Below are 23,732 nucleotides of genomic sequence, written 5' to 3'. Positions count from 1 at the left end.
TAATATCATAATATATATCCATATATTATGGGAGAATCATTTTGTATTTATGTTGAATATAATAATTATACGTAATATGATATCTATTTGTAACAATGGGTAGATAGATTGTTGGTATTAACTATAAACGAGATGGTTATTGTTTTTTTAATAACGAATCACGTCGATAGGGTATGTATAGAGATTTATGTTGTTGCGTATGGAATTTAGTTTTTGTATGTATGATTTAGTGTAATTGGTTGATTTGAAAATTATATTAGATTAATAAGTTGGAGTAGGTGTTATAGTATAAGATCGTTAGATGGTATGTGATATGTGATACTTAGTAGGAGTGGATATTAGTTGAATAAGTGTTGATTGTTACCAAAGAAAGTAACGTTAGTTTTATTGGATTGTTAACAGTATTACTTATTATATGATGAGGTATTGATATGAAATTACGGTGTTTTACTAGCCTAGTTGTGACTATGGTTATAGCAAGCACTGCCGGGGCTGCTGAAATTTACAATAAAAATAGTAATACGTTAAGTATGTTCGGGAGTCTTGTGGGGGGGCATTATTTTTCTAGAGATAATACTAAAAACGGGGATAATTCGTTTATAAGATATGGATTATCTGGCGTAACATATATTAATGATCAAATTATGGGTTTCGGTGTATGGGAGCATGAGATTTCATTAAAAAATGTTGAAGGAATTAGTGCGAATAATAATGATAAGGTGTTGCTTGGTTATGCAGGCGTGAAATTTGGAGATTTTGGAAGCATTGATTATGGAAGGAATTATGGAGTGTTATATGATGTGGGAGCGTGGACAGATGTAACGCCGGGATTTGGCGGAGATATATCTCTCATAGATAATTTTTTGTCTCATCGTAGTTCAAATGTGATTACATATCGTAATAAAAATCTTTTTGGTTTCGTGAACGGTTTGGATTTTGCTGTGCAGTATCAAGGTAAAAATGATGTTAATAAAGCAACAGGTCGTACTTTAAAAACAGCTAATGGAGAAGGATATGGAGTCTCTGCGTCTTATTCGTTGAATAATGGGTTGGCTGCTTCTGCAGCGTATACTAATAACAAACGTGTTGCTGAACAAAGTAGTTTAGATAGTAATATTTGTTGTAATAATAATGTTGAAGCGTATTCCTTTGGATTAAAATATGATGGAAAAGGGATGTATGCTGCAGCTACTTATGGGGAGACTTATAATATGACTCCATTTGGTAGTTTTCGCGATAATCCTAGTACGGAGCATGTTTATTATGGATTTGTTAGCAAAGCTCGGAATGTTGAATTAGTGGCTCAGTATCAATTTAATTTTGGATTACGTCCTTCTGTATCTTATTTGCATTCTAAAGCTAGTGATGTAGAAAATGGTTACAGTAATTTTTTAAAAAAATGTATCACAATTGGAACGAGTTACGTTTTTAATAAGAATATTTGCACTACTATGGATTATAGAATTAATTTGTTAAATAAGGATAATTTTACTAGAGCATCTCAGATCTGTACTGATGATATTATTGCATTAGGAGTAGTTTATGCATTTTAATTAGTTAGCGTTACGCACTTAAAACAAAGGCGAATTATATAATTCGCCTTTGTTTTAAGTGCGTAACGCTAACTAATTAAAATGCATATTAAATAAAGGATACGGTATATGTCTAGATTGTGTATTGGTATTATTTGCGGAGGTCGTTCTTTCGAACATGAGGTTTCATTAAAATCGGCTATATGTATTACACAATTTATTGATAAATGCCGATTTGAAGCGATGATTCTGTGGATAGATAAACAAGGATATTGGCATCTGAAAGATATAAATTCTAATGTTTTATCGAATTATAGAGATGATACATATATTTCGATTATATTACAAAATTGTCCTCATCGATTCGTATTGAATGCTGAAAATATAAATGTTTTATTGAAATTTGATGTTATTTTTCCTGTAACTCATGGAACATTAGGAGAAGACGGGGCTTTACAAGGTTTATTATGTATGATGAATTTACCGTTTGTTGGTTCTAATATTTTGAGTTCATCCATAAGTATGGATAAAGATGTTTCTAAACGTTTATTGCGTGATGCAGGTTTATCAGTAGTGCCATTTAAAACTTTTTCAGTGCATGATCAACATAATATAGATTTTGATGATCTTGTTTCTACTTTTGGATTACCTTTGTTTGTAAAGCCAGTAAACCAAGGATCATCAATAGGTGTGTCGAAAGTGACTAATTGTAACAATTTTTATCCATCATTAATAAAAGCTTTTTCTTTTAGTCATAAGATATTAATAGAACCAGCTATTGTTGGAAAAGAATTGGAATGCGCGGTATTGGGTAATGATAATCCGGAGATTAGTGTATGCGGTGAAATTATATTATCAAATGATAATTTTTATACTTATCGTGATAAATACGTAGAACACAAAACTCAGATCATGATACCTGCTTTAATTAATGATACAATAAGTGATGAGATTCGTTATATTACTTTACGTGCTTTTCAGGTATTAAATTGTGCTGGAATGGCACGAGTAGATTTTTTTTTAACTCTAGATAATAAAATTTTTATTAATGAAGTTAATACATTACCTGGATTTACTTACGATAGTATGTATCCTAAGTTATGGGAGGCAACTGGATTAAATTTTCAATCGTTAATTACGAGATTAATAGAATTGTCTTTAGATCTGCATGATAAAAATAGTTATTTTTCTCATGCAGATAGTAGTGTACTAAAGTATCCTCAGCATGAGAGGATTTGATATTTTTATTTGTTTTGGATACTTCAAGATAGCGCATTACCAAATTATTGTTCCGTGCTGTTTTTAGGGTGATTGTAAAAAGTTGTGTAAAAATATTAATTTTCCATAAATATATGACTATAGATTAGGTTATGCATATAATTTTTGAAATTTTATAACTTTATTAGATGGATATATATTTATATTAATCGTTTTCTTGTTTGCATCAATATATTTATTGTGTGTTAATTTAATTAAGTTACAAATTATATTTGTAGCATGATTAATGTGCATTAAGTTCAATCAAATTGAATTGTGTGTTTTTATACTCAAATTAAAAATTAAATAGATTTTTTAGATTGATTATTGTTTGTAATACAGATTATTTTATTAAACACGCGTAAAATCAATATGAATTAGTTTGGGTTTGAAAGGATGATATTGTATTTCTTGTACTTTAACTGTAATAGATTGTTTATTTTCGATAAATAATAGAATAACACTATTCTTACATAATTGTCTTGCAGTGTCTGGATGTAAGATATCGTTTTGATTTAATGTAATAGATAAATTTGGTTGATCGTTTTTACTATAAATAATAGCTGGACATTTGTTTTGTTTACGCAATCGCCTTGTTGCGCTTTTTTTTTGATGAATACGTAAATTAGCTTTAATTGTTAACATTGTTATAATACCTATTAAATATTTTATTATGATTCAATTTGAATATTCATGTAAATGATGTTATATCACATTAACAATATTATATAGCATAAATAATCATTTATATAGTTAAACATAATATATGATAAAGTTATTTGGTATTATTGCATGTGAATTTTATATGTGAATAAAGTTGACATTTAATATATTAAATAGTGCAAGTAATTTTTAAATGACGTTCATATTGTATTGATCTAATTTAATCAAGTTTTATTTTTGTTTGTATGAAATACATTAATATTTATTGGTTATAACAGTAATAGTTTTTATAAAGATTATTATCGTAATATTTTAGTATTTAATGTTTTATTTAATTTTATAATATTTAATAGAATAAATAAGTTTTGGAGGATATAAAAAAATAGATATTTATAATGATTTTATTGATTTTTAATATTTTAACTATTTTTGTACAATACATACTTTTGAGTATATTTATTTTTTAAATATGAAGTCATAGCAATATATATATATTGAAAATATATGATGGATAGGCATAATTTTTTTCATATTTTTATTGGTTAGTAGAAGAGATATAAGCTCTATTTATATTTTATGAAAATTATAGATTTAATTTACAGATAGATTCTTTATATAGTAATAAAGGAGTGTTTTTTTTGTATATTTTTTATAAATTGTTTATATTAATGTAATATAATATAAAAGTTTTGATTATATGCAGGTGATTTTATAAAAAAATAATCATATAAGAAGAGCTAAGTAATTTACAGAAAATAATTTGATTAATTATGGCTTTTATAATAATGCATATGAGTCGTTAATATTAATTAAGGTATGCTGATTGTAATTGAGTTGTTTTTAATTTTTTATTATAGCACGGGGTATTATCCTGAAAGATTTTATGTATATATTTTTAGAGAAAGTTATATGTCTATATTGACACAAGAAGCGTTATTAGTGCGTGATGCTTTATCAGTGCGAGGATTGGAAAATCCATTAATTGAATCGAATATTAATCATCGAATACGTAAACGTCGTATTGAAGATAATATGAGAGCTGTCGTGCATCTTCTTAATCTTGATTTAAAGCATGATAGTTTATTAAACACTCCTAAACGTATAGCTAAGATGTATATAGAAGAAATTTTCTCAGGTTTAGATTATTCAAATTTTCCCAAAATTGAAATTATTCAAAATACAATGAAAATCAATGAAATGATCACAGTACGAGGCATAGATATCACTAGTACTTGCGAACATCATTTTATTGTTTTCAATGGTAAAGTGACTATTTCTTATATTCCGGAAAAAAATGTGATTGGTTTGTCCAAGATTAATAGAATAGTACAGTTTTTTTCTAAAAGACCGCAGTTACAGGAACGATTGACAAAACAAATTTTTTTAGCGTTGCAAACATTGCTTAACACAAATAATGTGGCAATATTTATTGATGCAGTGCATTTTTGTGTCAAAGCTAGAGGTATTCATGATGTTAGTAGTACTGCAGCTACTACTGCATTAGGAGGATTATTTGAGTCCAATGCCAATACTAGAAAAGAGTTTTTGCATTCGATTATGTACTGTAATAATTAAGTGATATGTTTTCAGTTTATAGTTGTTTATACATTTTATAAATATGAGATGTGAAAGATATGGAAATATGATTATACTATGCATTTATGTGTACATAAATGGTGTTAAGGTTACTTAAAAAGATATTTTTATCAATGTGAAATTGTGAATTTATATATCATAACTAAATATAAGTGAAAAATGAAATTTATGTAGCTGTTGTTTAGATAGTGATCATATGAATTTATTTTTATAATTAAATGCACTAAAAAACAATAATTAAGATATGAAATTTTATTGTGTTTATGTATGTTTATATTCATTAACATACATTTAACGGTTTTATTCTTAGATTAAGTGTATGTTATATTCGGGTTGGTTTAATTAATTGTGATGTAGTTGAGTGTTATTTTTAAGATATGTATCTTATTAATAAAAATAAGTAAAATGTAATCAGAACTAAAGGTCTTGGATTATAATGATTGTATTAATGTAAATATTTTACATAAATAAGATAAATTAAATCAAACAATGATAATGTGTGAATAAAAGGAATGGCTTTAATATAAAATTGTTTTATATGTTTAATTAGTATTTATTGTTGCTGATTTGTTGCAATAGTAAGGATCAGATCTTGTTAAGGTAATAACAGATCATTATTAAGTATATAATGAAGAATAATTTTTAATGATAAACATTAAAATAGTATTATTTACGTTACAATATTTAAATAGGATTAGCAGTGTTTTTGTATTCTAATAGGATTATATTTTATTTTATTGATTTACATTATAATGTTGTGCATAAGGCCAGGTTTATTTTGTATTGATTATTTTTAATCAGATAATAGTAGAGTTATTTTTTCAGAAAGTGTATGAAAAATCTTTAGCGTGATACTTTTTATGACAAGAATTTGATATTTTAGGTTTTAAAAGTAAAGTTTTGTGTACAAAAAATGGTGAATTGTTGTATTACCTGGATTTTTTGGTATTGCACTAAATAGTGTTTTACTCTGTGAGTAAATTTTTTTTATGTATTAGAATTTGGAATGTGTAATTGAGATTCGTTTGCTATAGATGAAATTTGATCATGACGAATTCTAAAGAAAATGACTTTAAATTTATTAATTTGATGATCTAATAAAGGTATAGAAATATTATGCCATGTAAGGTGGGTATTAAGAAAAGATTCACTGTATTTGGCTAGTTTAGGTAAAACTGGTGTTAAATAAATCATCAGAACACGAAATAACTGAATACCCATAGAATAAATTGATAATGCTTCTTGTCTGCGACTTGTTTCTCTTGCGATATGCCACGGAGCATTTTTATCGATATAGCGATTAGCTTCATCTGCTAATAGCATGATTTTACGCATTGCATAGTTAAAGTCTTGTTTTTGAAATAATTCTCCTATAGAGCGCTTGGATTCTGTAAACATTTTATATAAAACTGGATTAGCTAGCGTGTTTGATAAGTAACCATTATAATATTTATGTATAAATCCGGAATTTCTAGAGGCTAAATTTAATACTTTATTAATAATATCTGAATTTACTTTAGCAGTAAAATCTGATAAATTTAAATCTATGTCATTGATATGAGATGAAAGTTTTGTAGCGTAATAGTATCTCAAATAATCTGGGTTTAGGTGTGTTAAATAAGTACTTACGTTGATACATGTCCCTTTAGATTTTGATATTTTAGATCCGTTTAAAGTAACATGCCCATGAACAAATATATTGGTTGGTTTTCGAAACTGGCTACCTGCTAAAATAGCCGGCCAGAATAGGCAATGGAAATAAATAATATCTTTTCCTATGAAATGGTAAAGATCAGTTTCGGAATTTGAATGCCAAAAATCTTTAAAGGATATATTTTTATTTTTTTTGCATAGGTTTTTGAAAGTTCCCATATATCCTATAGTGGCATCCATCCAAACATAAAAATATTTTTCTGATGTGTTAGGAATCTTAAAGCCAAAATAGGGAGCATCTCTGGAAATGTCCCATTGTTTTAAACCTAATTTAAACCATTCTTCTATTTTATTGGCTACTTCTTTTTGTATGCTTCCAGATTGGATCCACATATGCAATGTGTCAGTAAAAGCTGGCAAATCAAAAAAGAAATGTTTAGATTTTCGTATTATTGGAGATACTCCAGAAATAACTGATTTTGGATTTATAAGGTCTAACGAAGTATAAATAGCACCACATATATTGCAATTATCTCCATGTTGCTCAGATGCTTTGCATGTCGGACATATGCCTTTTACAAACCGATCCGGCAAAAAAATATTTTTTTTAGAGTCGTATAATTGAGAGATAAATCTAGACTTAATGAATCCGTTATTTTTTAAGCGAAAGTAAATATCATGTAGTAATTCGCGCGTTTCTTCGCTGTGAGTAGAATAATAGTTATCATAACTAATCCCAAATTTTTGGCAATCTTGTTGATGTTCTTGTTGTATTTGAGTAATCATTTTTTCTGGTGTTATATTCAGTTGTTGTGATTTTAACATAATGGCGGTGCCATGTGCGTCATCTGCGCAAATAAAATATACACGATTACCTTTCATACGTTGATAACGAACCCAGATATCTGCTTGTATATGTTCTAACATATGTCCAACATGAAGAGAACCGTTAGCATAGGGTAAGGCACAAGTAACTAACATTGTTTTTGTAATCATAATAACTAATTTATAGATTTAAATGTGTCGTATGATAGCATATAATGTAGATTATTTAAAATGTTTTATTTTTTATTGATATGTTTACGTATAGTATTTTTATACTGCAAGATAAATAAAAAAGATCGAAATGTTAATTTTTGTTAAAATATAAAACATACTTATACCATATAGGAGCAGACATGTTCGAACAACAGAAGATTGGCATTATTGGTATGGGTGTTATGGGTCGGAATTTAGCATTAAATATTGAAAGTAGAGGATATTGTGTTTCTATTTATAATCGTTCTAAAGATAAAACCGACTTAGTTATTACTAATAATCCAAAAAAGAATATTACCCCATGTTATTCAATAGAGGAATTTGTACTATCCTTAAGTAGGCCGCGTTTTATATTTTTAATGATTACATCAGGAACAAATATTGATGATATCATCAAAATATTATCTTTATATATCAATCCAGGGGATATTTTAATTGATGGTGGCAATTCATTTTATAAAGACACTATGCGTCGTAATCTTGAACTATCAAAAAAGGGGATAAATTTTATTGGCACTGGAATTTCTGGAGGAGAGGAAGGAGCATTAACAGGTCCATCTCTTATGCCTGGAGGTCAAATAGATGCATACAAAATGGTCGAGTCGATTTTAAAAAAAATTGCTGCTCGTATTGATGATGAAACTTGCGTTGCGTACATAGGACCAAATGGATCTGGTCATTATGTAAAGATGATACACAACGGTATAGAATATGGAGATATGCAGATAATTGCTGAAATATATTTTTTTCTGAAAAATATATTTCATTTAACCCATGAGGAGTTAGGAGAAGTTTTTAAACAATGGAATCAAGGCGAATTAAATAGTTATCTTATTGAAATAACAAGTCGTATCTTTGTTAAACAAGATACTAATCATAGATATGTTATTGAATCTGTATTAGATGTAGCAGGAAATAAGGGTACCGGAGCGTGGGCTACTCAAGATGCAATTGACTTAGAAATACCGTTAAATATGATTACTGAATCAGTGTTTGCCCGTTATATATCCGCGATTAAAAAACAACGTATTAAAGCATCAAAAATGTTATTAGGACCTTCTAGCAGGATAAATTATTTTGAGAGTAAATGTCTGTATTTGGAAAAAGCTCGGAAAGCATTGTATTTGAGTAAGATTATTTTATATGCACAAGGTTTTTATCAATTGAAAACTGCATCTGATAAGTATCATTGGGATTTAAATTATAAACAAATTGCTCAAATTTTTCGTGCAGGATGTATAATCAGATCGAAATTTTTACAAAAAATTATTGATATTTATTCTCAAACTCCAGAAATAGCTAATTTGCTTTTATCTCCATATTGTGTGGCTATCGCAAATGGTTATCAACAGATGCTACGAGATGTGGTGGTTTGTGGTGTTAAATACGGCATTCCAATGCCAGCATTGTCTGCTGCTATAGCGTATTATGATAGTTATCGTAGTGATGTATTACCTGCAAATCTTATTCAAGCGCAACGAGATTGTTTTGGAGCACACACCTATGCATGTGTTGATAAATCAGGTATGTTCCATACTAATTGGTTAAGATAAATATAGAAAAAAATATTTTTTATATTAGTTAGATATTTACAACCAATAATACCCCCCCCCCATTATTATAATAATGGGGGGGGGGGTATTATTGGTTGTTGTATGTTGTAGATTTTTGTGTATTGTTTGTTATTACAAGGTACATATCTACATAGTTTGAAAGGTTTTCATCTGTAGATGAAAATTATTAAGCACTTAGTAATTTGATTGATATTTCCATCACTTGTTATGATGCTTGCACACAAGCATCATAACAAGTGATGGAAATGGGATTGGTAATTTTTTGTTTTTGTCATATTATTTTGTTTGTGATTAATAATATTATTGTCTGCTGTTTTTTTTATTATTGTTTCGAATTTGTAATTCTTGGATGATTGCGTTAAAAGTTAATGATTTATGTTGCAACAGAACTAATAAATGATAAATTAGATCTGATGCTTCATTAATGAGCTCTTTTGTATTGCCACAAGAAATTGCTGCTAGGGCTGTTTCTAGACCTTCTTCTCCAACTTTTTGGGCAATACGTTTAATACCACTGGCATACAAACGAGATGTATAAGATACATTAGCAGTAGAGGAATGGGATGGTATATTTTTTTTGGAAGATATAATGTTTTCTAATTGGTGTAGGAAACTTAATTCTGCTATCCCCGGATGAAAACAACTGCTAGTGTTGTTGTGGCAAGTAGGCCCATAAGGTAAAACAAAAATTAGTAGTGCATCATGATCACAATCTGAATACCATTTGACTAATTTTAATATATTTCCGGATTTTTCTCCTTTAGTCCATAATCTATTTTTGCTACGTGAAAAAAAGGTAACATGCTGAGTTTGTTCTGTTTTTATCATTGATTCTTGACTCATATGTCCTAGCATTAATATTTCCCCTGACTGAGCATGTTGTATAATAGCAGGTATTAAACCATAATTTTTGGTCCAATTTAATTGTTGATGCGTATTTTTAATTAGCATAATCTAACTTTTATTCCTTTTTTGTGTAAGAATTGTTTTAATTTATGAATATCAATGATTTTTTTATGAAATACTGAAGCTGCCAACGCCCCGTCTATGTCAGTATCGCGAAAAGCTTCCAGGAAATGTTGAGCAGTACCAGCTCCACCGGAAGCTATAAGCGGGACTTTACAATGTTTTCTAATATGTCGTAACTGATCCAAATCGTAACCATTTTTCATGCCGTCTTGATTCATCATGTTTAATACTATTTCTCCAGCTCCATATTCTTGTACTTTTTTAACCCAATCTAATGTTTGCCATGTTGTAACTTTTGTGCGGGCACTGTCTCCAGTATAGCATTGAACTTGGTAAATTTTTTTTTTAGGATTATGCCAGGTGTCAATACTAACTACAACACATTGTGTGCCTAAATGGTCAGCTAGTTCTCGGATTAGCATGGGGTTGATTAAAGCGGGAGAATTAATTGAAATTTTATCTGCACCAGATGCAAGAATTTGTTTAGCTTGTTTTAATGTACTTATACCTCCAGCGACACAAAATGGTATATTTATTATTTCAGCAATCTGAGAAATCCATTGTTTATTTACTACTTGATTATTGGGTGATGCTATGATGTCGTAAAATACTAATTCATCAGCTCCTTCTTTTGCATATCGATTTGCTAAATCTAGGATATCTCCTACAATTTTATGATCTTTAAATTGTATTCCTTTTATTACTTTATTATTAGCCACATCAAGACAAGGGATTATTCGTTTTGCCAACATGATATAGCCTCATCGACAGTAAATTTATTTTCTAAAAAAGCACGACCAATGATGATTCCTTTAACTCCAGAAGAACGCAATTTGGGTATTTCTATTAATTTATTAACACCTCCAGACGATTGAAACAATATTTTTGGCCAAGAATGACATATTGATCGATATAATGATATATTGCTACCTAATAGCGTTCCATCTTTAGAAATATCCGTACAAAGCACGTGTTTTAAGCCAACCGCATAATATTCTTCAATTATTTGTTCTAGTTGTAAATTAGTTTCTTTTTGCCATCCGTAAATAGCAATTTTCCGATCTTCTTCAGAAGAAATACGTATATCTATTGCTAAAACTAAGGTATTTGGATCGAAATATTCAAACCATTTTTTTACCATTTTTGGTTGTGTAACCGCTATAGAACCCAATACTATACGTGTTGCACCTGACTCTAGAAGAATTTCTATATCTGTAGCGTTACGTATTCCTCCTCCTGTTTGTATTTTTGATAGAGGAGCAGCTTCTTTGATTAATTGATTAATTAATAAACTTTGTCTTTTTATTGGATTTTGCGCTCCATCTAAATCGACTAGATGTATCATTTTTGCTCCTTGATGTATATATCTTTTTAAGAATGATATAGGTTTACCGTAATTAGTTTGCATATGATAAGATCCTTGATAGAGCCTAACTATATTACCGTTAATAATATCTAGTGCAGGAATAATCATAAATTATATCTCCAAGAAATTTTTTACTAATTGTTGCCCAGGCATTCCTGATTTTTCCGGATGAAATTGTACACCAAAAAAATTTTTATATTCTATAACTGAACTGAATAATTGTCCGTAATTTGTTTGAGAAATCGTCACATGACATATTTCTATAAAATAACTATGTGCAAAATAAAAATAACTATTTTCTTTTATACCGTAAAATAAATAATGTCTTTTTGGGATAGTAATAGTATTCCATCCCATGTGTGGTAGTGGAAAACCACAGTATTGTATACGTTTAACAGGTACATCAATGATATTTAAAGTTTTAATACCATTATTTTCAGCGCTTATAGAGCTAAATAATTGCATTCCTAAACAAATACCTAATATCGGTTTGGTACAGTTTTGTATCAATGAAACCAGATTTTTTTTTTTAATTGTTTCATTGCAGCTGAAGCAGTACCTACTCCTGGTAAAAATAGTTTGTCAGCTTGAGATATAATATCAGCTCTGTCACTTATTATTGGAGAGAATCCTAATTTATGTAACATGGTTTTTACAGAGAATAAATTAGAGCAGTTGGTGTTTATAATCACTATATTCATAGCAAAGCTCCTTTAGAGCTTGGTATATTATTATTTTCTACATAAATGGCTTGGCGTAATGATCGACCGAAAGATTTAAATAAACTTTCTGCTTTATGGTGATCATTGCTACCAATTGTTTGTAAATGCAAAGCGCAACCCATTTTTGAAGATAATGATCGAAAAAAATGTTCTATCATTTCAGTGCTAAGATCTCCTATTTTTTGAAAAGTATATTTAGCTTCATAATGAAAGTATGTGCGCCCAGAAAGATCTAATACACATTGCGCAATACTTTCATCCATAGGTAATATAAATCCAAATCTTCCAATACCGAATTTATTACCTAATGCAACATTTAATGCTTCTCCTAATGTTAAAGCGGTATCTTCAACAGTATGATGATCATCTACATATAAATCGCCTTTTGCTACAATATTCATACGTAATCCAGCATGAACAGCTATTTGCTGTAACATATGATTAAAAAAATTAATTCCAGTATTAATATAGCTTTCATCATTTTGATTTAACCATATCTTGATGTCTATATTAGTTTCTTTAGTGATACGATGAATATGCGCTGATCTATGATATTGTGTTAAATGGTCCTTAATTTTTTCCCAACCAAAATTAGCACGATGATATTGTATTCCTTGAATACCCATATTAGTTGCTAACATCATATCGGTATCTCGATCCCCGATAACATAACTATTAAGTTTATTTAGTTTGTTATCGATGAGCCAGTAACTTACTAATGCAGTTTTTGGTTTTCGACAATTGCATTCTTCTTCAGGAATATGAGGGCAAATTAGTATTTGATTAAATTTAATACCCTGAGACTGAAATATTTGAATCATTAAATGATGTGGTTTATCAAATTTTTCTTTAGGAAATGAATGACTTCCTAATCCATTTTGATTGGTAACTATAACAAATTCAAAACCTATATCTTTCAAAGCTATGAGAGCAGGAATAACGTATGGTTCTAGTGAAAATTTATCTAAAGAATCGATTTGAAAATTATCTTTTGGTTCATTAATTAGAGTTCCGTCTCGATCTATAAATAAAATTTTATGATTCATGAGCGCTCCTATTTGTCTATGTCGATCACGATGAAACATGTAGTTTTTTTAAAACAGAAACTACGTGTTTACATTCATTATATGTACCCACAGTGATACGTAAGCAATTAATTAATCCTGGTTGGTTACTTTGATCTCTTAAAACTATACCTTGACGTAATAATGTATTGAAAACTTGATATTTTGGATTGAATTTAACTAATACGTAATTAGCATTACTGTTAAATACTTTTTGAACACAAGAGCATTGATTTAATCCCGTAATTAATATGGCTCGGTTTGTATTAATGAGAGCTATTCTGTTTTGGGTATCTTGTATGCTTGTAGGAGTTAAAGCTTGTTCTGCAATGTCAATGACTGGAATAGATAATGGATACGGTGTGATTACTTTTCCTAGCAATTTAATAATTTCTGGATTAGCTAAAGTGAACCCACATCGTAATCCTGCTAATGCGAAAGCTTTAGATAAAGTCCTTAAGATAACCAAATGAGGATATATTGATAGCCAGCGTACTAAGCTTGCATCAGGGCAAAAGTCAATATATGCTTCGTCAGCGACTAATAAGGCTCGATTTTGAATAATGTCTAATAATTTTTTTAAACTATTTAAATGGATAATATTACCAGTAGGGTTATTTGGGTTACAAATATAAATTAATTTGACATTGTTTAGTTGTGATTTAATAGATAATAAATCAAGTTGCCAGTTCTTTTTTTTAGGTATAATTCGATAATTAATTCCTAAAATTTCTGCAGTGGTTTTGTACATACCATATGTTGGCGGACAAAATACAATAACGTCTTTTCCAGGATTACAAAAAACTTTCATTAATAATTCAATACTTTCATCAGCTCCTCTCGATACTAAAATTTGATCGGATCGTACCCTAGCATAATAGGCATAATTGTTTATTAATTCTTGTGGCTGACAAGAGGGATATCTATGAATTTTTTTATAACGTAATTGATAATCGGGAGCGTTTGGGAATTCATTAGCGTTAAGCCATATGTTACCCGAATGGGTTAATTTTCTGGCAGCTTGGTAAGGTTTAAGAGTTAGTACATTATTTCTAGCCAAGTAACGAACGTTCATTGTATTCCTTCAGATAATTTATACGATGTGTTATGGCGTATTCGTGGGCTTTTAATTGTTCAATTTGTGTTAATGTGATAATTGTTGACGATAGTTGTAACAATCCATTTTGAGTTAATTGTTGTACTGATATTCTTTTTTGAAAATCTATAACTCCTAAACCAGATGTGGTAGTTGCACGCCCATATGTAGGTAAGACATGGTTAGGTCCGCTTGCATAATCTCCAGCAGTTTCTGGAGACCAATTTCCAAGAAATATTGATCCAGCATTAATGATGTGATGTAAATAATTTGGTGCATTTTCAATTTGAATGATCAAATGTTCTGGAGCGTAACTATTACTTATAGAAAAACACTCCATTAAATTATTAGTAATAATCATGCGGCTATTCATCAATGCATTATTAATTATATTGTTACGTGGTAGTATTTTTAATTGTTTATGTAGCTCTAATCTTGTTTGTTCTGCAATGTTCGCATTGGGTGTTATAAGTACTACGTGCGAATCAGATCCATGTTCTGCTTGTGATAAAAGATCTGCTGCGATAAAAATAGGATTAGCTGTATTATCTGCAATGATTAATACTTCGGAGGGTCCAGCTAACATATCAATAGCTGCTCCATTTGGAGCAAGGTTAATTTGCCGTTTTGCTTCTGTAACCCAAGCATTACCTGGTCCGAATATTTTGTCTACTTTTGGAATAGACTTAGTACCAAATCCCATAGCAGCTATAGCTTGACTACCTCCTACTTGGTAAATTTCGTTGATACCACAAAGTTGTGCAACATATATAATTACATCTGGAATTGGTGGAGGTGAACATAATATCACACGTTTACATTTCGCAATACGTGCTGGAATGCCTAACATCATTACTGTTGACAATAACGGGGCGGTTCCTCCTGGTATATATAATCCGATAATATTTAATGGACGAATAATTTGTTGACAATATACACCTGGAAAAGTTTCCAAATTTACTTCTGAACAATATTGTGTTTGATGAAACCGTGTAATATTAGCCATTGCGATTTGTATTGCTTGTTTTATTTCATTAGATAAGTTATAACCTGACTTTATGATAGTTTCAGATGGAATTTTCAATTGTTTAGTTTGTACATTGTCATAATCACGATTAAATCTAAATAAAGCACGATCTCCTTCGTTATAAACTTGTCTGAGTATATTTTTAACATTTATACAAATATCACTTAATTTGTTGTTTATTGGGCGAATAAGAAGTTTTTTTTGTTCAGATTTGGAATAATTATTCCAGTAAATAGATATAGGATATTCATGATTAATCATAATATTATTCCATCATTTTTTCTATTGGTAATACTAAAATAGAACTGGCTCCAAGATTTTTTAAATTTTCCATTGTTTCCCAAAATAATGTTTCATTGCTTACCATGTATATCGCAACACGATGTTGATTACCCGCCAATGGCAATACTGTGGGACTTTCTGCGCCAGGTAGTAAATTAATAATTTCCTCTAGTTGTTCAGCCGGAGCGTGCAGCATGATATATTTAGATCCTCTGGCTTGGATTACTCCTTGAATGCGGATCATCAATTTATTTATTAGCGATTGTTTTGTGCTGGATAATTGTCCAGATCGTTGAATCAGACATGCTCTAGATCGATAAATCACTTCTACTTCATGTAATCCGTTAGCTTCTAATGTAGCTCCAGTGGAAACTAGATCACAAATCGCGTCTGATAACCCGGCGCGTGGCGCTACTTCTACCGAGCCATTTAGTAGACAAGATTTAAAGTTAATACCTAATTTGTCTAAATATTGTTTCAGCAGATGGGGATATGAAGTGGCGATTCGTTTGCCTTGCAAGCATTTTGGACCAAGCCATGGTTCGTCTATGGGTAAGGCCATAGATAATCGACAATCTCCAAAATCTAATCGGCGTAACATAACATAACGAGGATTATCTCCTTGCGATCGTCTTGATAACAACGCTTCTTCTAATACGTTTTCGCCTATAATACCTAAATCTACTATACCATCCATAACTAAACCGGGGATATCATCATCTCGAACTCTCATGATATCGATGGGCATGTTTTCCGCAAATGCTAGTAGACGTTGTTGTTGTAAATTAATCTTAATTCCACATTGTTCAAGAAGTTGTTGGGATTCTTTGCTTAACCTTCCTGATTTTTGCATTGCTATTCGTAATCGTGATCTATCTAGCATGATATTTTTACCTTATGTAAATAATTTGCCATAACTCGATGCTTTAAAAAATTTTTGAAATAGTAGTATTTTTTGATGTTGTTAACGCACAAAAAATGAAAAATTGTTTCTATTTTTAATTTATTTGAAGGATTAGTCAGGGTCATGATGAAAAATTAATACATGAAGCACAATGTTCTCGTTAAAACATTTTTCATTAATTTAATATTTTAGCGAATATAATTAAATTTGTATAGGGTTAAATTTTGTAAAGTTATTTTATTTTATACGTATATAATTAATATTTTAATTAAATTTAAAGTATTTTAAAATATTAATGTATTCTATTGTAGAATAATAGGTAAAAAATTAAATTTTTATAATGCTTAATATATTTGTATAAAATTATTATAGTAAATACATATTATTATAACAATACAGATGTTATTTTGTTATAAATTTTTTATTTATTTTAATTTTGAGTGAAGCATGTAGTATTTGCATATATATAAAAAATTAAAAACTGATTTTTTTAATGGAAATTAAAGCAGGTCTTATAAAGATACTGATAATATGTCTGTAATGAACGTAGAAGTTCAATTTTTTGTTTATTGTATTTATAAGTTGAAAGGAGCGTATTTAGTTGGTCATTATAAAATTTTGATTGATTTTTATCAAATAATTTGTTTCTTATATAGTCTAACCATTTTTTTTGTTCTTGGTGATTTAAAGTATTGGGAAAATTGCGAGCTCTATAGTAAAATAAAAGTGGCTCTAATCGAGAATCGGCGTGTTCAATGTGTAAATTTTTCAATTCTTTTGAATGAGTTCTGCGGATATTTTCAATTATTTTACGATCAGAATTGTTAAAAAATCTGTAATATAATTGATTGTCTACGTGGGCAGAATTATATAGAGTTTTTTGATGTATATAAGATTCTATGATGGTATATAGTGTGTTTATTTTTTTTCGTAAATGCACGCTATTTTCATATATTCTAAGAAAATTTAAATTTTTTGAAAAATATTGATAGTCAGTGGAAGGTTGTATGGAATAATTGGTATTAATATTGTTTTTGTCAAAAAAACTTATCGGTATTAAAGTAGGACATGCATTTAATCTGATCAATTTTAGTGGCATTTTTGTTAAGATATCATATATTGTTATGTGTCCGGAGTGTAATTTTTGATATACCGTATCTATATTTAAATTAATTAAAGTATCTATATTCCCATTTAAATCACATGCTATTAAAATATTAGGATTTATGGGATGTTGAGAAATTGGTGCTATATAAGCTATAAAATTTTTGTATTTATTATTAATTCTGTTTGTTATGAATATTAGTGGATGTATAGAGTCTAAATCGATTATTTTTTTTAATTGATATTTGGTGCGATGATCAAATAAAAACTGAAATAATTGTGGTTGTTTTTTTTTTATTAATTTTGTTAATTCTAAAGTAGCATATACATCTGACATAGCATTATGTGCGCTCAAGTGTTTTATAGAGTTCGCTTGTGTTAAATCTTCTAAACGAAAACTAGGTTTATTTTGAGCGTTTAATGGCCATTCGATGCCATTTGGACATAATGAATAACAAGCGCGTAGCACATGCAACAAGTCCCATCGGGAGTTGCCTTGCTGATAAGCCCATAAGTAAGGGTCATGAAAGTTTCTATAAAAAATGTTTCTACTAAATTCATCATCAAAATGGATGTTATTGTATCCGAGTATACAAGTTTTAGGAATGCAGAATGTTTGATAAATACGGCTGGCAAATTCAGATTCTATCAATCCATTATGTAAGGTATATTGAGGAGTAATTCCTGTAATAAGTACAGATTGGGGATCAGGAATATAATCATTTGGTAAGCGACAGAAAAAAACTTTTTCTTTTTCTATGGGTTGAAAAATATTATTAGTACGAATTCCGGCAAATTGCGCTGGTCTGTCTGATGCCGGGTTTATACCAAAAGTTTCGTAATCATAAATAAAAAAACTGGGTTTTGTAGTATTAAAATGTATTATCATAGGTTATATGAGCACTTTTAACTAAATAAGATGTAAATTATATTATATATATTTAATATTGTAGATAATTTCATTAGGTTTTATTGCAATATATCTCAGGTATTTGTATGTGTTATATATATGAGTATTTTAATTTATTATTATTGTCAATAATCTAAATGTAAATGTTTACAAATACAAGGACATTATATGGATTGAAAATATGATTGCATCAATGTTTTATTTTTATTTTATTGAAATTAGGAACTATATAATGTAAGCTTTTTTGAAGCAAATATAAAATAGGGTATGATCATGAGCAATGATGTTAATCAATCATTTTATGATGTGTTAGAATTTGTGCGTATATTTCGTCGTAAAAATAAATTGCAACGAGAAATTATTGATAATGAAAAAAAAATTCGAGACAATCAAAAAAGAGCGTTATTGCTGGGTAACTTAAGTGATTATATTAAGTCTGAGACATCCGTAGAAGGGATACAAGTTATTATTACTAATATGCGCCACGATTATGAAGACCGAGTGGATGAATATATAATAAAGAACGCTGAGTTATCAAAAGAACGTCGTGAATTATCAAAAAAAATTAAACATTTTAAAGAATCTACAATTGATTAGGTTTAACAATCGTTGATTAATCTTAGAAATATTTATTTTATTAATTGCAATTGTTTATTATTTGAATGTGTACAAAAGAAGATATTGTGTTTATATATATGAAATATCAGAGATAATGTGTTTTTTAACGTAAAATACATTATTCTTATTTAAGATAAGAAACGTGAAACGTTATATATATAATATAAATAATTTTAAATAATTTATGAAAAATCAAAAACGATTATATAATATCTAAAATTTGTTATTATGTATTATATCCCTTATATTATTGTGATTATATAAAAATGTAGTAACGGGGATCTTTGTTTTTAATATATGCCCTATACTGGGATATATTCAGTATTGATTAAAGTATTTATATATTGTTATTATTTTGAACGAAAATATTATGATCTATTTTAGTAGATTTATGTTGATTAGTGTAAAGTATATTGTAAAGCGCTTATTATTCATGTTATACCCACAAATATACATATTTCAATATTAGATGGAGAATGTAACTTGTATTAAAATATAAGTTTTTTGTGGTATTAAAGTTTTTAAATTTATCATTTTGATAATTATGGTAATAATTGATGATGCATTGTTATTGGAATATGCCAAAGAAACTTTGGAGATAGAAATTAACGAAGCCCAAAGAATGTTAAATAGGTTAGATGAAAGTATTGTATTTGCTTGTCGTATATTATTGAATTGCACAGGAAAGGTTGCAGTTTCTGGTATAGGTAAGTCAGGTCATATTGGGAAAAAAATTGCTGCTTCTTTATCGAGTACAGGTACCCCGGCTTTTTTTGTTCATCCTGCAGAAGCCTTACATGGTGATTTAGGTATGATTGGAGCGCAAGATGTAGTTATGTTTATTTCTTATTCAGGCCGTGCTGGTGAAATAATCACTTTAATGCCATTGTTAGTAGATAGCGGTATTCCTGTAATCGCATTCACTGGCGATGTGGGGTCTCCCTTGGCCAAGGGAGCTACATGTGTTCTTAATGTCAAAATACGAAGAGAAGCCTGTCCAATGGAACTCTCTCCTACTTCTAGCGCAGTTAATACTTTGATGATGGGTGATGCATTAACGATGGCACTTATGAGACACAGAGGTTTTAGTTTAGAGCAATTTGCACGATCTCATCCAGGAGGTAGATTAGGAGCGCAACTATTAAATTGCGTACATCATTTGATGCGTACTGAAGAATATATTTCAAAAGTTTTTTGGCAGGTTACAGTAATGGATGCTATGTTTGAATTAAGTCGTACTGGACTTGGATTAACTGCTGTGTGCGATGAGCATAATCGTGTCGCAGGGGTGTTTACTGACGGAGATTTAAGACGTTGGATAGTTCAGGGTAAATCTCTGGATGATCCGGTGAACATAGCTATGACTAAACCTGGATATCGTATTCCCAAAGAATGGCGTGCAAGCGTGGCGTTAAAAGCTTTGCATCAACGAAAAATTACTGCAGCACCGGTGGTGGATGAATTGGGAATATTAGTGGGTTCAATTAATATGCATGATTTACATCAAGCTGGAATAGAGTGAATATTTAAATTCATTTATAGTAGAGAATTAATTGCAATTATGTATTACAAATTAAAAAAAACATTAATTTTTTCATTATTTGACTCCCCTGACTGGGATCGAACCAGTGACATACGGATTAACAGTCCGCTGTTCTACCAACTGAACTACAGAGGAACCAATATTCTGCACTCTATGTTATAGAAATATACATAATAATACAAGTGTTTAATAATGATTACTGTAGTAATTTAATAAGAAATTGCAATGTATGAAGATAGTTTTGATATTTTATATATAAAATATGTTAAGCATTGTTATAATTAGATTAAAAATCTATTTTTCTTTTTAAGAAAAGGGATAAAATAAAGAACTTTCATGATTGTAATTTAATCTAACGGATGTGTTAAGAGAGGGATTTGCTGAACAGCAAATTACATGATATTTTTTTAATTTTTTAAATAGAAGAAAGGGAGAGATGCCGGAGTGGTTGAACGGAGCGGTTTCGAAAACCGTTTTAAAGAAATAATATCTTTCAAGGGTTCGAATCCCTTTCTCTCCGTCGTTTTTGAGTACAATGGGATATTGATGTTGAATAATTTTTTTTAAATTCGTAATTATAGTAATGATTATGAAAAAATTAGAATTTTTAGGATTTTGTGTGATCTTTGTTGCAACGTAATTATTTATGTACAATTTACATTGTAAAATAGCTGAAAATAGTGTTGTAATCGATATTATATAGATTTTAATGTTTTTATTGTGGTTCAAATTTTTCTTTGTTACTACTATATTAGTAGTAACATCGGTGAGAAAGGGATTCGAACCCTTGATACATAAATTATATGCATACATGCTTTCCAGGCACGCTCCTTAAACCACTCGGACATCTCACCTTGTTCACGGGAATACCGAAACAATATAAAATTTTACTTATTTTAGGTCAAGTATGATTAGTTAAATTTTTTATTGGGTAATATTAATTACGTATTTATATCCTAGTTTAGGTATGAAAACTATTATCGTGGTCTTGAGGATTTAAGTAATTGGGTAGTAATATGTTTATATTATCATTTGTGTTATTAGTTACAGTTTACGTTTCTTATTGTGATTATTATTAAGTAGAGATTGAAAAGAGTAGTATTTGAATTGATAATATAATCCTAATAAAGTAATCAGCCCTATTATGCTTAGCACGATCCAAGGTAATTGAATAAAATTTTGTTTTTTTCCAATGTCGTATAACCATCCACTGCCACTATATCCTACAGTACCCCCTAAAGCTAAACTTAGTTTACTAAAACCTATATAGCTACTACGTGCTTTATAGTCTGTTAGTAGAGCTCCTAAAGTTTCTCTTGCAGGTTCAGCAATAATAGATCCGATATAAAATAAACTAATTAAAATTAATAATGTATGTAAGTTTTTAACGAATCCAATGGGAAATAAACTAGTTATCATAGTTATTAATCCCACCATCAATCGTGTTTCTAATTTAAAATATTTTTCGCTCCACCAAGTTATAGGAATAATTAATAATAATGATAAGATTGCTTCCATGATATACATCCATTTTATATATGATAATTGCCCAGATATTTCATGAATTCGAATGGGCAACATTAACATAACTTGAGCGGATAAAATATAATAACCAGTTAAAGTAAAAACATAAATCACAAATCGTTGATTATTGAGCACTTTTTTTATTCCTTCTGACAATGAAGCACGGGAACTGGAAATTTTATATGCAGGCAATCGCCAGGCGTTAAAAACTCCAGCAATAAAAAATAATGTTGCCCCAGTCAAGCATACTAATCTAAAGTTATATTGTAATAACCATGTACCTAGTACGATCCCTATAATGGCACACATACTATCTTCTAGCATTAATACAGAATAAAATCTTCCTAATTCCCATGGACGCACTAATTTAATTACTAATGCAGTTCGTGGTGGATCGAATAATGTTCCACCTAGAGCAGATAATACACATGACAAACACAATAGCATAGGAGTGTTTGCAATACTCATTATGATGAATCCTAGGGTTCGTATGAATAATCCAGAAACAATCATGGGTTTAGCTCCTAATTTATCAGCAAAGGCACCGCTAAAAATTCCTAGTCCTTGTTGAATAAATTGTCTTAATCCTAAAGCAAATCCTACTAAAAAAGCTCCCCATCCTAGTTGTTCAACAAAATATATTGAGATAAGTGGAAAAACAACATAAAACCCTATAACTACAAACATATTATCTATAATTAAAAAATATTTACCGAATCTTCTGGCTTTAGATATTGTATACATGAGTCACCGTTTGTGTATTTTGTATACATTATTGCTTACTACGTGCGTTAAAAGTATTTAAAAAAAATAATTATATATTTTTGTTTTTAAGCACAGTGTAAATTAATATGTATCTTTTATTTTTTGTGAGATATTTGAATTTAATAATATTGATATTTTTTACATGTTTATTTATTGTATATATATATTACTTCAAGCATAATATTTTAAAATAGGAGCGATTATATTTATTAAGGATTAAAAATTATACTTAAATATTTCTGTGAACATACCTAACTATTTTTAGTCAAATTAAAGAAAGCATTTTAAGCGGTCATTTTTTTAAATATGCGCGGTAAGGAATATGATTGTTTATCATTAGTTGTTGTTAAAGAGCACCATGTTGTATATCTATTATTGTAGATAAATTATACCAGAGATATGTAATAATTGTAATGATATGCGCACTGTATTAGTATTTTGCGTGTATTTTTTTTGAAGAAACATTTCGATAAAATTTTATTTATAGACTAATTTTAAAAAAAAATCATATATAAAATTAGCATG

General features: G+C 29.3%; 16 protein-coding genes, 3 tRNA genes and 2 pseudogenes. 7 read left to right on the top strand and 14 right to left on the bottom strand.

Going from position 1 to position 23,732, the window contains the following annotated elements; genetic code table 11:
• Positions 1 to 431: 431 nt before the first annotated feature.
• Both Bamer462_RS02460 and ddlA read left to right on the top strand, forming a co-directional pair.
• Entirely contained in the window at positions 432 to 1,553 is a 1,122-nt protein-coding gene (locus Bamer462_RS02460) for a porin (RefSeq protein WP_500837537.1), read from the top strand.
• A 108-nt stretch (positions 1,554 to 1,661) separates the two neighbouring features.
• Complete coding sequence (gene ddlA, locus Bamer462_RS02455; RefSeq protein ID WP_500837536.1) at positions 1,662 to 2,771, top strand: D-alanine--D-alanine ligase; 1,110 nt, start codon at positions 1,662 to 1,664, stop codon at positions 2,769 to 2,771.
• 369 nt (positions 2,772 to 3,140) lie between these two features.
• Here ddlA and rplY read toward each other — a convergent pair whose 3' ends face one another.
• The gene (gene rplY, locus Bamer462_RS02450; RefSeq protein WP_500837535.1) at positions 3,141 to 3,434 is read right to left on the bottom strand and encodes a 50S ribosomal protein L25; all 294 of its coding nucleotides are present in this window, start codon (positions 3,432 to 3,434) and stop codon (positions 3,141 to 3,143) included.
• Between the two features lie 927 nt (positions 3,435 to 4,361).
• Here rplY and folE point away from each other — a divergent pair.
• The gene (gene folE, locus Bamer462_RS02445) at positions 4,362 to 5,027 is read left to right on the top strand and encodes a GTP cyclohydrolase I FolE (RefSeq protein WP_500837534.1); all 666 of its coding nucleotides are present in this window, start codon (positions 4,362 to 4,364) and stop codon (positions 5,025 to 5,027) included.
• A 1,035-nt stretch (positions 5,028 to 6,062) separates the two neighbouring features.
• Here the strand turns inward: folE and metG are convergent.
• A pseudogene (gene metG, locus Bamer462_RS02440) lies at positions 6,063 to 7,697 on the bottom strand (methionine--tRNA ligase); the annotation flags it as partial.
• Positions 7,698 to 7,879: 182 nt separating this feature from the next.
• Between metG and gnd the strand changes: the two are divergent.
• Entirely contained in the window at positions 7,880 to 9,292 is a 1,413-nt protein-coding gene (gene gnd, locus Bamer462_RS02435; RefSeq protein WP_500837533.1) for an NADP-dependent phosphogluconate dehydrogenase, read from the top strand.
• Between the two features lie 321 nt (positions 9,293 to 9,613).
• On the opposite strand, the gene hisIE is transcribed toward gnd, so the two are convergent.
• The 9 genes and pseudogenes from hisIE to sbcB form a co-directional block, all read right to left on the bottom strand.
• Complete coding sequence (hisIE, locus tag Bamer462_RS02430) at positions 9,614 to 10,264, bottom strand: bifunctional phosphoribosyl-AMP cyclohydrolase/phosphoribosyl-ATP diphosphatase HisIE (protein ID WP_500837532.1); 651 nt, start codon at positions 10,262 to 10,264, stop codon at positions 9,614 to 9,616.
• Positions 10,258 to 11,034 (bottom strand): imidazole glycerol phosphate synthase subunit HisF, encoded by a 777-nt coding sequence (gene hisF, locus Bamer462_RS02425; protein ID WP_500837531.1) that lies wholly within the window; start codon positions 11,032 to 11,034, stop codon positions 10,258 to 10,260. The genes hisIE and hisF overlap by 7 nt, the downstream gene beginning before the upstream one ends.
• On the bottom strand, positions 11,016 to 11,756 hold the full coding sequence (locus Bamer462_RS02420; protein ID WP_500837530.1) for a HisA/HisF-related TIM barrel protein: 741 nt from the start codon (positions 11,754 to 11,756) through the stop codon (positions 11,016 to 11,018). Before Bamer462_RS02420 ends, hisF begins: the two co-directional genes overlap by 19 nt.
• 3 nt (positions 11,757 to 11,759) lie before the next feature.
• A pseudogene (hisH, locus tag Bamer462_RS02415) lies at positions 11,760 to 12,349 on the bottom strand (imidazole glycerol phosphate synthase subunit HisH).
• Positions 12,346 to 13,416 (bottom strand): bifunctional histidinol-phosphatase/imidazoleglycerol-phosphate dehydratase HisB, encoded by a 1,071-nt coding sequence (gene hisB / locus Bamer462_RS02410; protein WP_500837997.1) that lies wholly within the window; start codon positions 13,414 to 13,416, stop codon positions 12,346 to 12,348. Before hisB ends, hisH begins: the two are co-directional and overlap by 4 nt.
• Before the next feature lie 25 nt (positions 13,417 to 13,441).
• Positions 13,442 to 14,509, bottom strand: coding sequence for a histidinol-phosphate transaminase (gene hisC, locus Bamer462_RS02405; protein ID WP_500837529.1), 1,068 nt, complete (start codon positions 14,507 to 14,509; stop codon positions 13,442 to 13,444).
• Positions 14,487 to 15,818 carry a histidinol dehydrogenase gene (gene hisD / locus Bamer462_RS02400; protein WP_500837528.1) on the bottom strand — a complete coding sequence of 444 codons (1,332 nt, stop codon included), beginning with the start codon at positions 15,816 to 15,818 and terminating at the stop codon, positions 14,487 to 14,489. The genes hisC and hisD overlap by 23 nt, the downstream gene beginning before the upstream one ends.
• A 4-nt stretch (positions 15,819 to 15,822) precedes the next feature.
• Entirely contained in the window at positions 15,823 to 16,722 is a 900-nt protein-coding gene (gene hisG / locus Bamer462_RS02395; protein ID WP_500837527.1) for an ATP phosphoribosyltransferase, read from the bottom strand.
• A gap of 511 nt (positions 16,723 to 17,233) precedes the next feature.
• Positions 17,234 to 18,736 (bottom strand): exodeoxyribonuclease I, encoded by a 1,503-nt coding sequence (gene sbcB / locus Bamer462_RS02390; protein WP_500837526.1) that lies wholly within the window; start codon positions 18,734 to 18,736, stop codon positions 17,234 to 17,236.
• Positions 18,737 to 19,030: 294 nt separating this feature from the next.
• Between sbcB and tmaR the strand changes: the two genes are divergently transcribed.
• Positions 19,031 to 19,354 carry a PTS system regulator TmaR gene (gene tmaR, locus Bamer462_RS02385; protein WP_500837525.1) on the top strand — a complete coding sequence of 108 codons (324 nt, stop codon included), beginning with the start codon at positions 19,031 to 19,033 and terminating at the stop codon, positions 19,352 to 19,354.
• Positions 19,355 to 19,919: 565 nt separating this feature from the next.
• On the top strand, positions 19,920 to 20,897 hold the full coding sequence (gene gutQ / locus Bamer462_RS02380) for an arabinose-5-phosphate isomerase GutQ (RefSeq protein WP_500837524.1): 978 nt from the start codon (positions 19,920 to 19,922) through the stop codon (positions 20,895 to 20,897).
• A gap of 83 nt (positions 20,898 to 20,980) precedes the next feature.
• Here gutQ and Bamer462_RS02375 read toward each other — a convergent pair.
• Positions 20,981 to 21,053, bottom strand: a tRNA-Asn gene (locus Bamer462_RS02375).
• A gap of 295 nt (positions 21,054 to 21,348) precedes the next feature.
• On the opposite strand from Bamer462_RS02375, the gene Bamer462_RS02370 reads away from it, so the two are divergent.
• Positions 21,349 to 21,438, top strand: a tRNA-Ser gene (locus tag Bamer462_RS02370).
• Positions 21,439 to 21,682: 244 nt separating this feature from the next.
• Here the strand turns inward: Bamer462_RS02370 and Bamer462_RS02365 are convergent.
• Positions 21,683 to 21,772, bottom strand: a tRNA-Ser gene (locus Bamer462_RS02365).
• A gap of 190 nt (positions 21,773 to 21,962) precedes the next feature.
• On the bottom strand, positions 21,963 to 23,186 hold the full coding sequence (gene mdtH, locus Bamer462_RS02360; protein ID WP_500837523.1) for a multidrug efflux MFS transporter MdtH: 1,224 nt from the start codon (positions 23,184 to 23,186) through the stop codon (positions 21,963 to 21,965).
• Positions 23,187 to 23,732 lie beyond the last annotated feature (546 nt).

The sequence above is a fragment of the Candidatus Blochmannia americanus (nom. nud.) genome (assembly GCF_059934915.1).
Note: the sequence above shows the minus strand (reverse complement) of the source record. Positions and strands in the feature narration are given on the sequence as shown.

Excerpts from the sequence above, each read along its gene's own strand:
- hisG (WP_500837527.1), bottom strand. The coding sequence starts at position 16,722 with ATGCTAGATAGATCACGATTACGAATAGCAATGCAAAAATCAGGAAGG.
- folE (WP_500837534.1), top strand. The coding sequence starts at position 4,362 with ATGTCTATATTGACACAAGAAGCGTTATTAGTGCGTGATGCTTTATCA.
- hisD (WP_500837528.1), bottom strand. The coding sequence starts at position 15,818 with ATGATTAATCATGAATATCCTATATCTATTTACTGGAATAATTATTCC.
- rplY (WP_500837535.1), bottom strand. The coding sequence starts at position 3,434 with ATGTTAACAATTAAAGCTAATTTACGTATTCATCAAAAAAAAAGCGCA.
- gnd (WP_500837533.1), top strand. The coding sequence starts at position 7,880 with ATGTTCGAACAACAGAAGATTGGCATTATTGGTATGGGTGTTATGGGT.
- gutQ (WP_500837524.1), top strand. The coding sequence starts at position 19,920 with ATGGTAATAATTGATGATGCATTGTTATTGGAATATGCCAAAGAAACT.
- ddlA (WP_500837536.1), top strand. The coding sequence starts at position 1,662 with ATGTCTAGATTGTGTATTGGTATTATTTGCGGAGGTCGTTCTTTCGAA.
- Bamer462_RS02460 (WP_500837537.1), top strand. The coding sequence starts at position 432 with ATGAAATTACGGTGTTTTACTAGCCTAGTTGTGACTATGGTTATAGCA.
- hisF (WP_500837531.1), bottom strand. The coding sequence starts at position 11,034 with ATGTTGGCAAAACGAATAATCCCTTGTCTTGATGTGGCTAATAATAAA.
- hisC (WP_500837529.1), bottom strand. The coding sequence starts at position 14,509 with ATGAACGTTCGTTACTTGGCTAGAAATAATGTACTAACTCTTAAACCT.
- mdtH (WP_500837523.1), bottom strand. The coding sequence starts at position 23,186 with ATGTATACAATATCTAAAGCCAGAAGATTCGGTAAATATTTTTTAATT.
- sbcB (WP_500837526.1), bottom strand. The coding sequence starts at position 18,736 with ATGATAATACATTTTAATACTACAAAACCCAGTTTTTTTATTTATGAT.
- hisB (WP_500837997.1), bottom strand. The coding sequence starts at position 13,416 with ATGAATCATAAAATTTTATTTATAGATCGAGACGGAACTCTAATTAAT.
- hisIE (WP_500837532.1), bottom strand. The coding sequence starts at position 10,264 with ATGCTAATTAAAAATACGCATCAACAATTAAATTGGACCAAAAATTAT.
- Bamer462_RS02420 (WP_500837530.1), bottom strand. The coding sequence starts at position 11,756 with ATGATTATTCCTGCACTAGATATTATTAACGGTAATATAGTTAGGCTC.
- tmaR (WP_500837525.1), top strand. The coding sequence starts at position 19,031 with ATGAGCAATGATGTTAATCAATCATTTTATGATGTGTTAGAATTTGTG.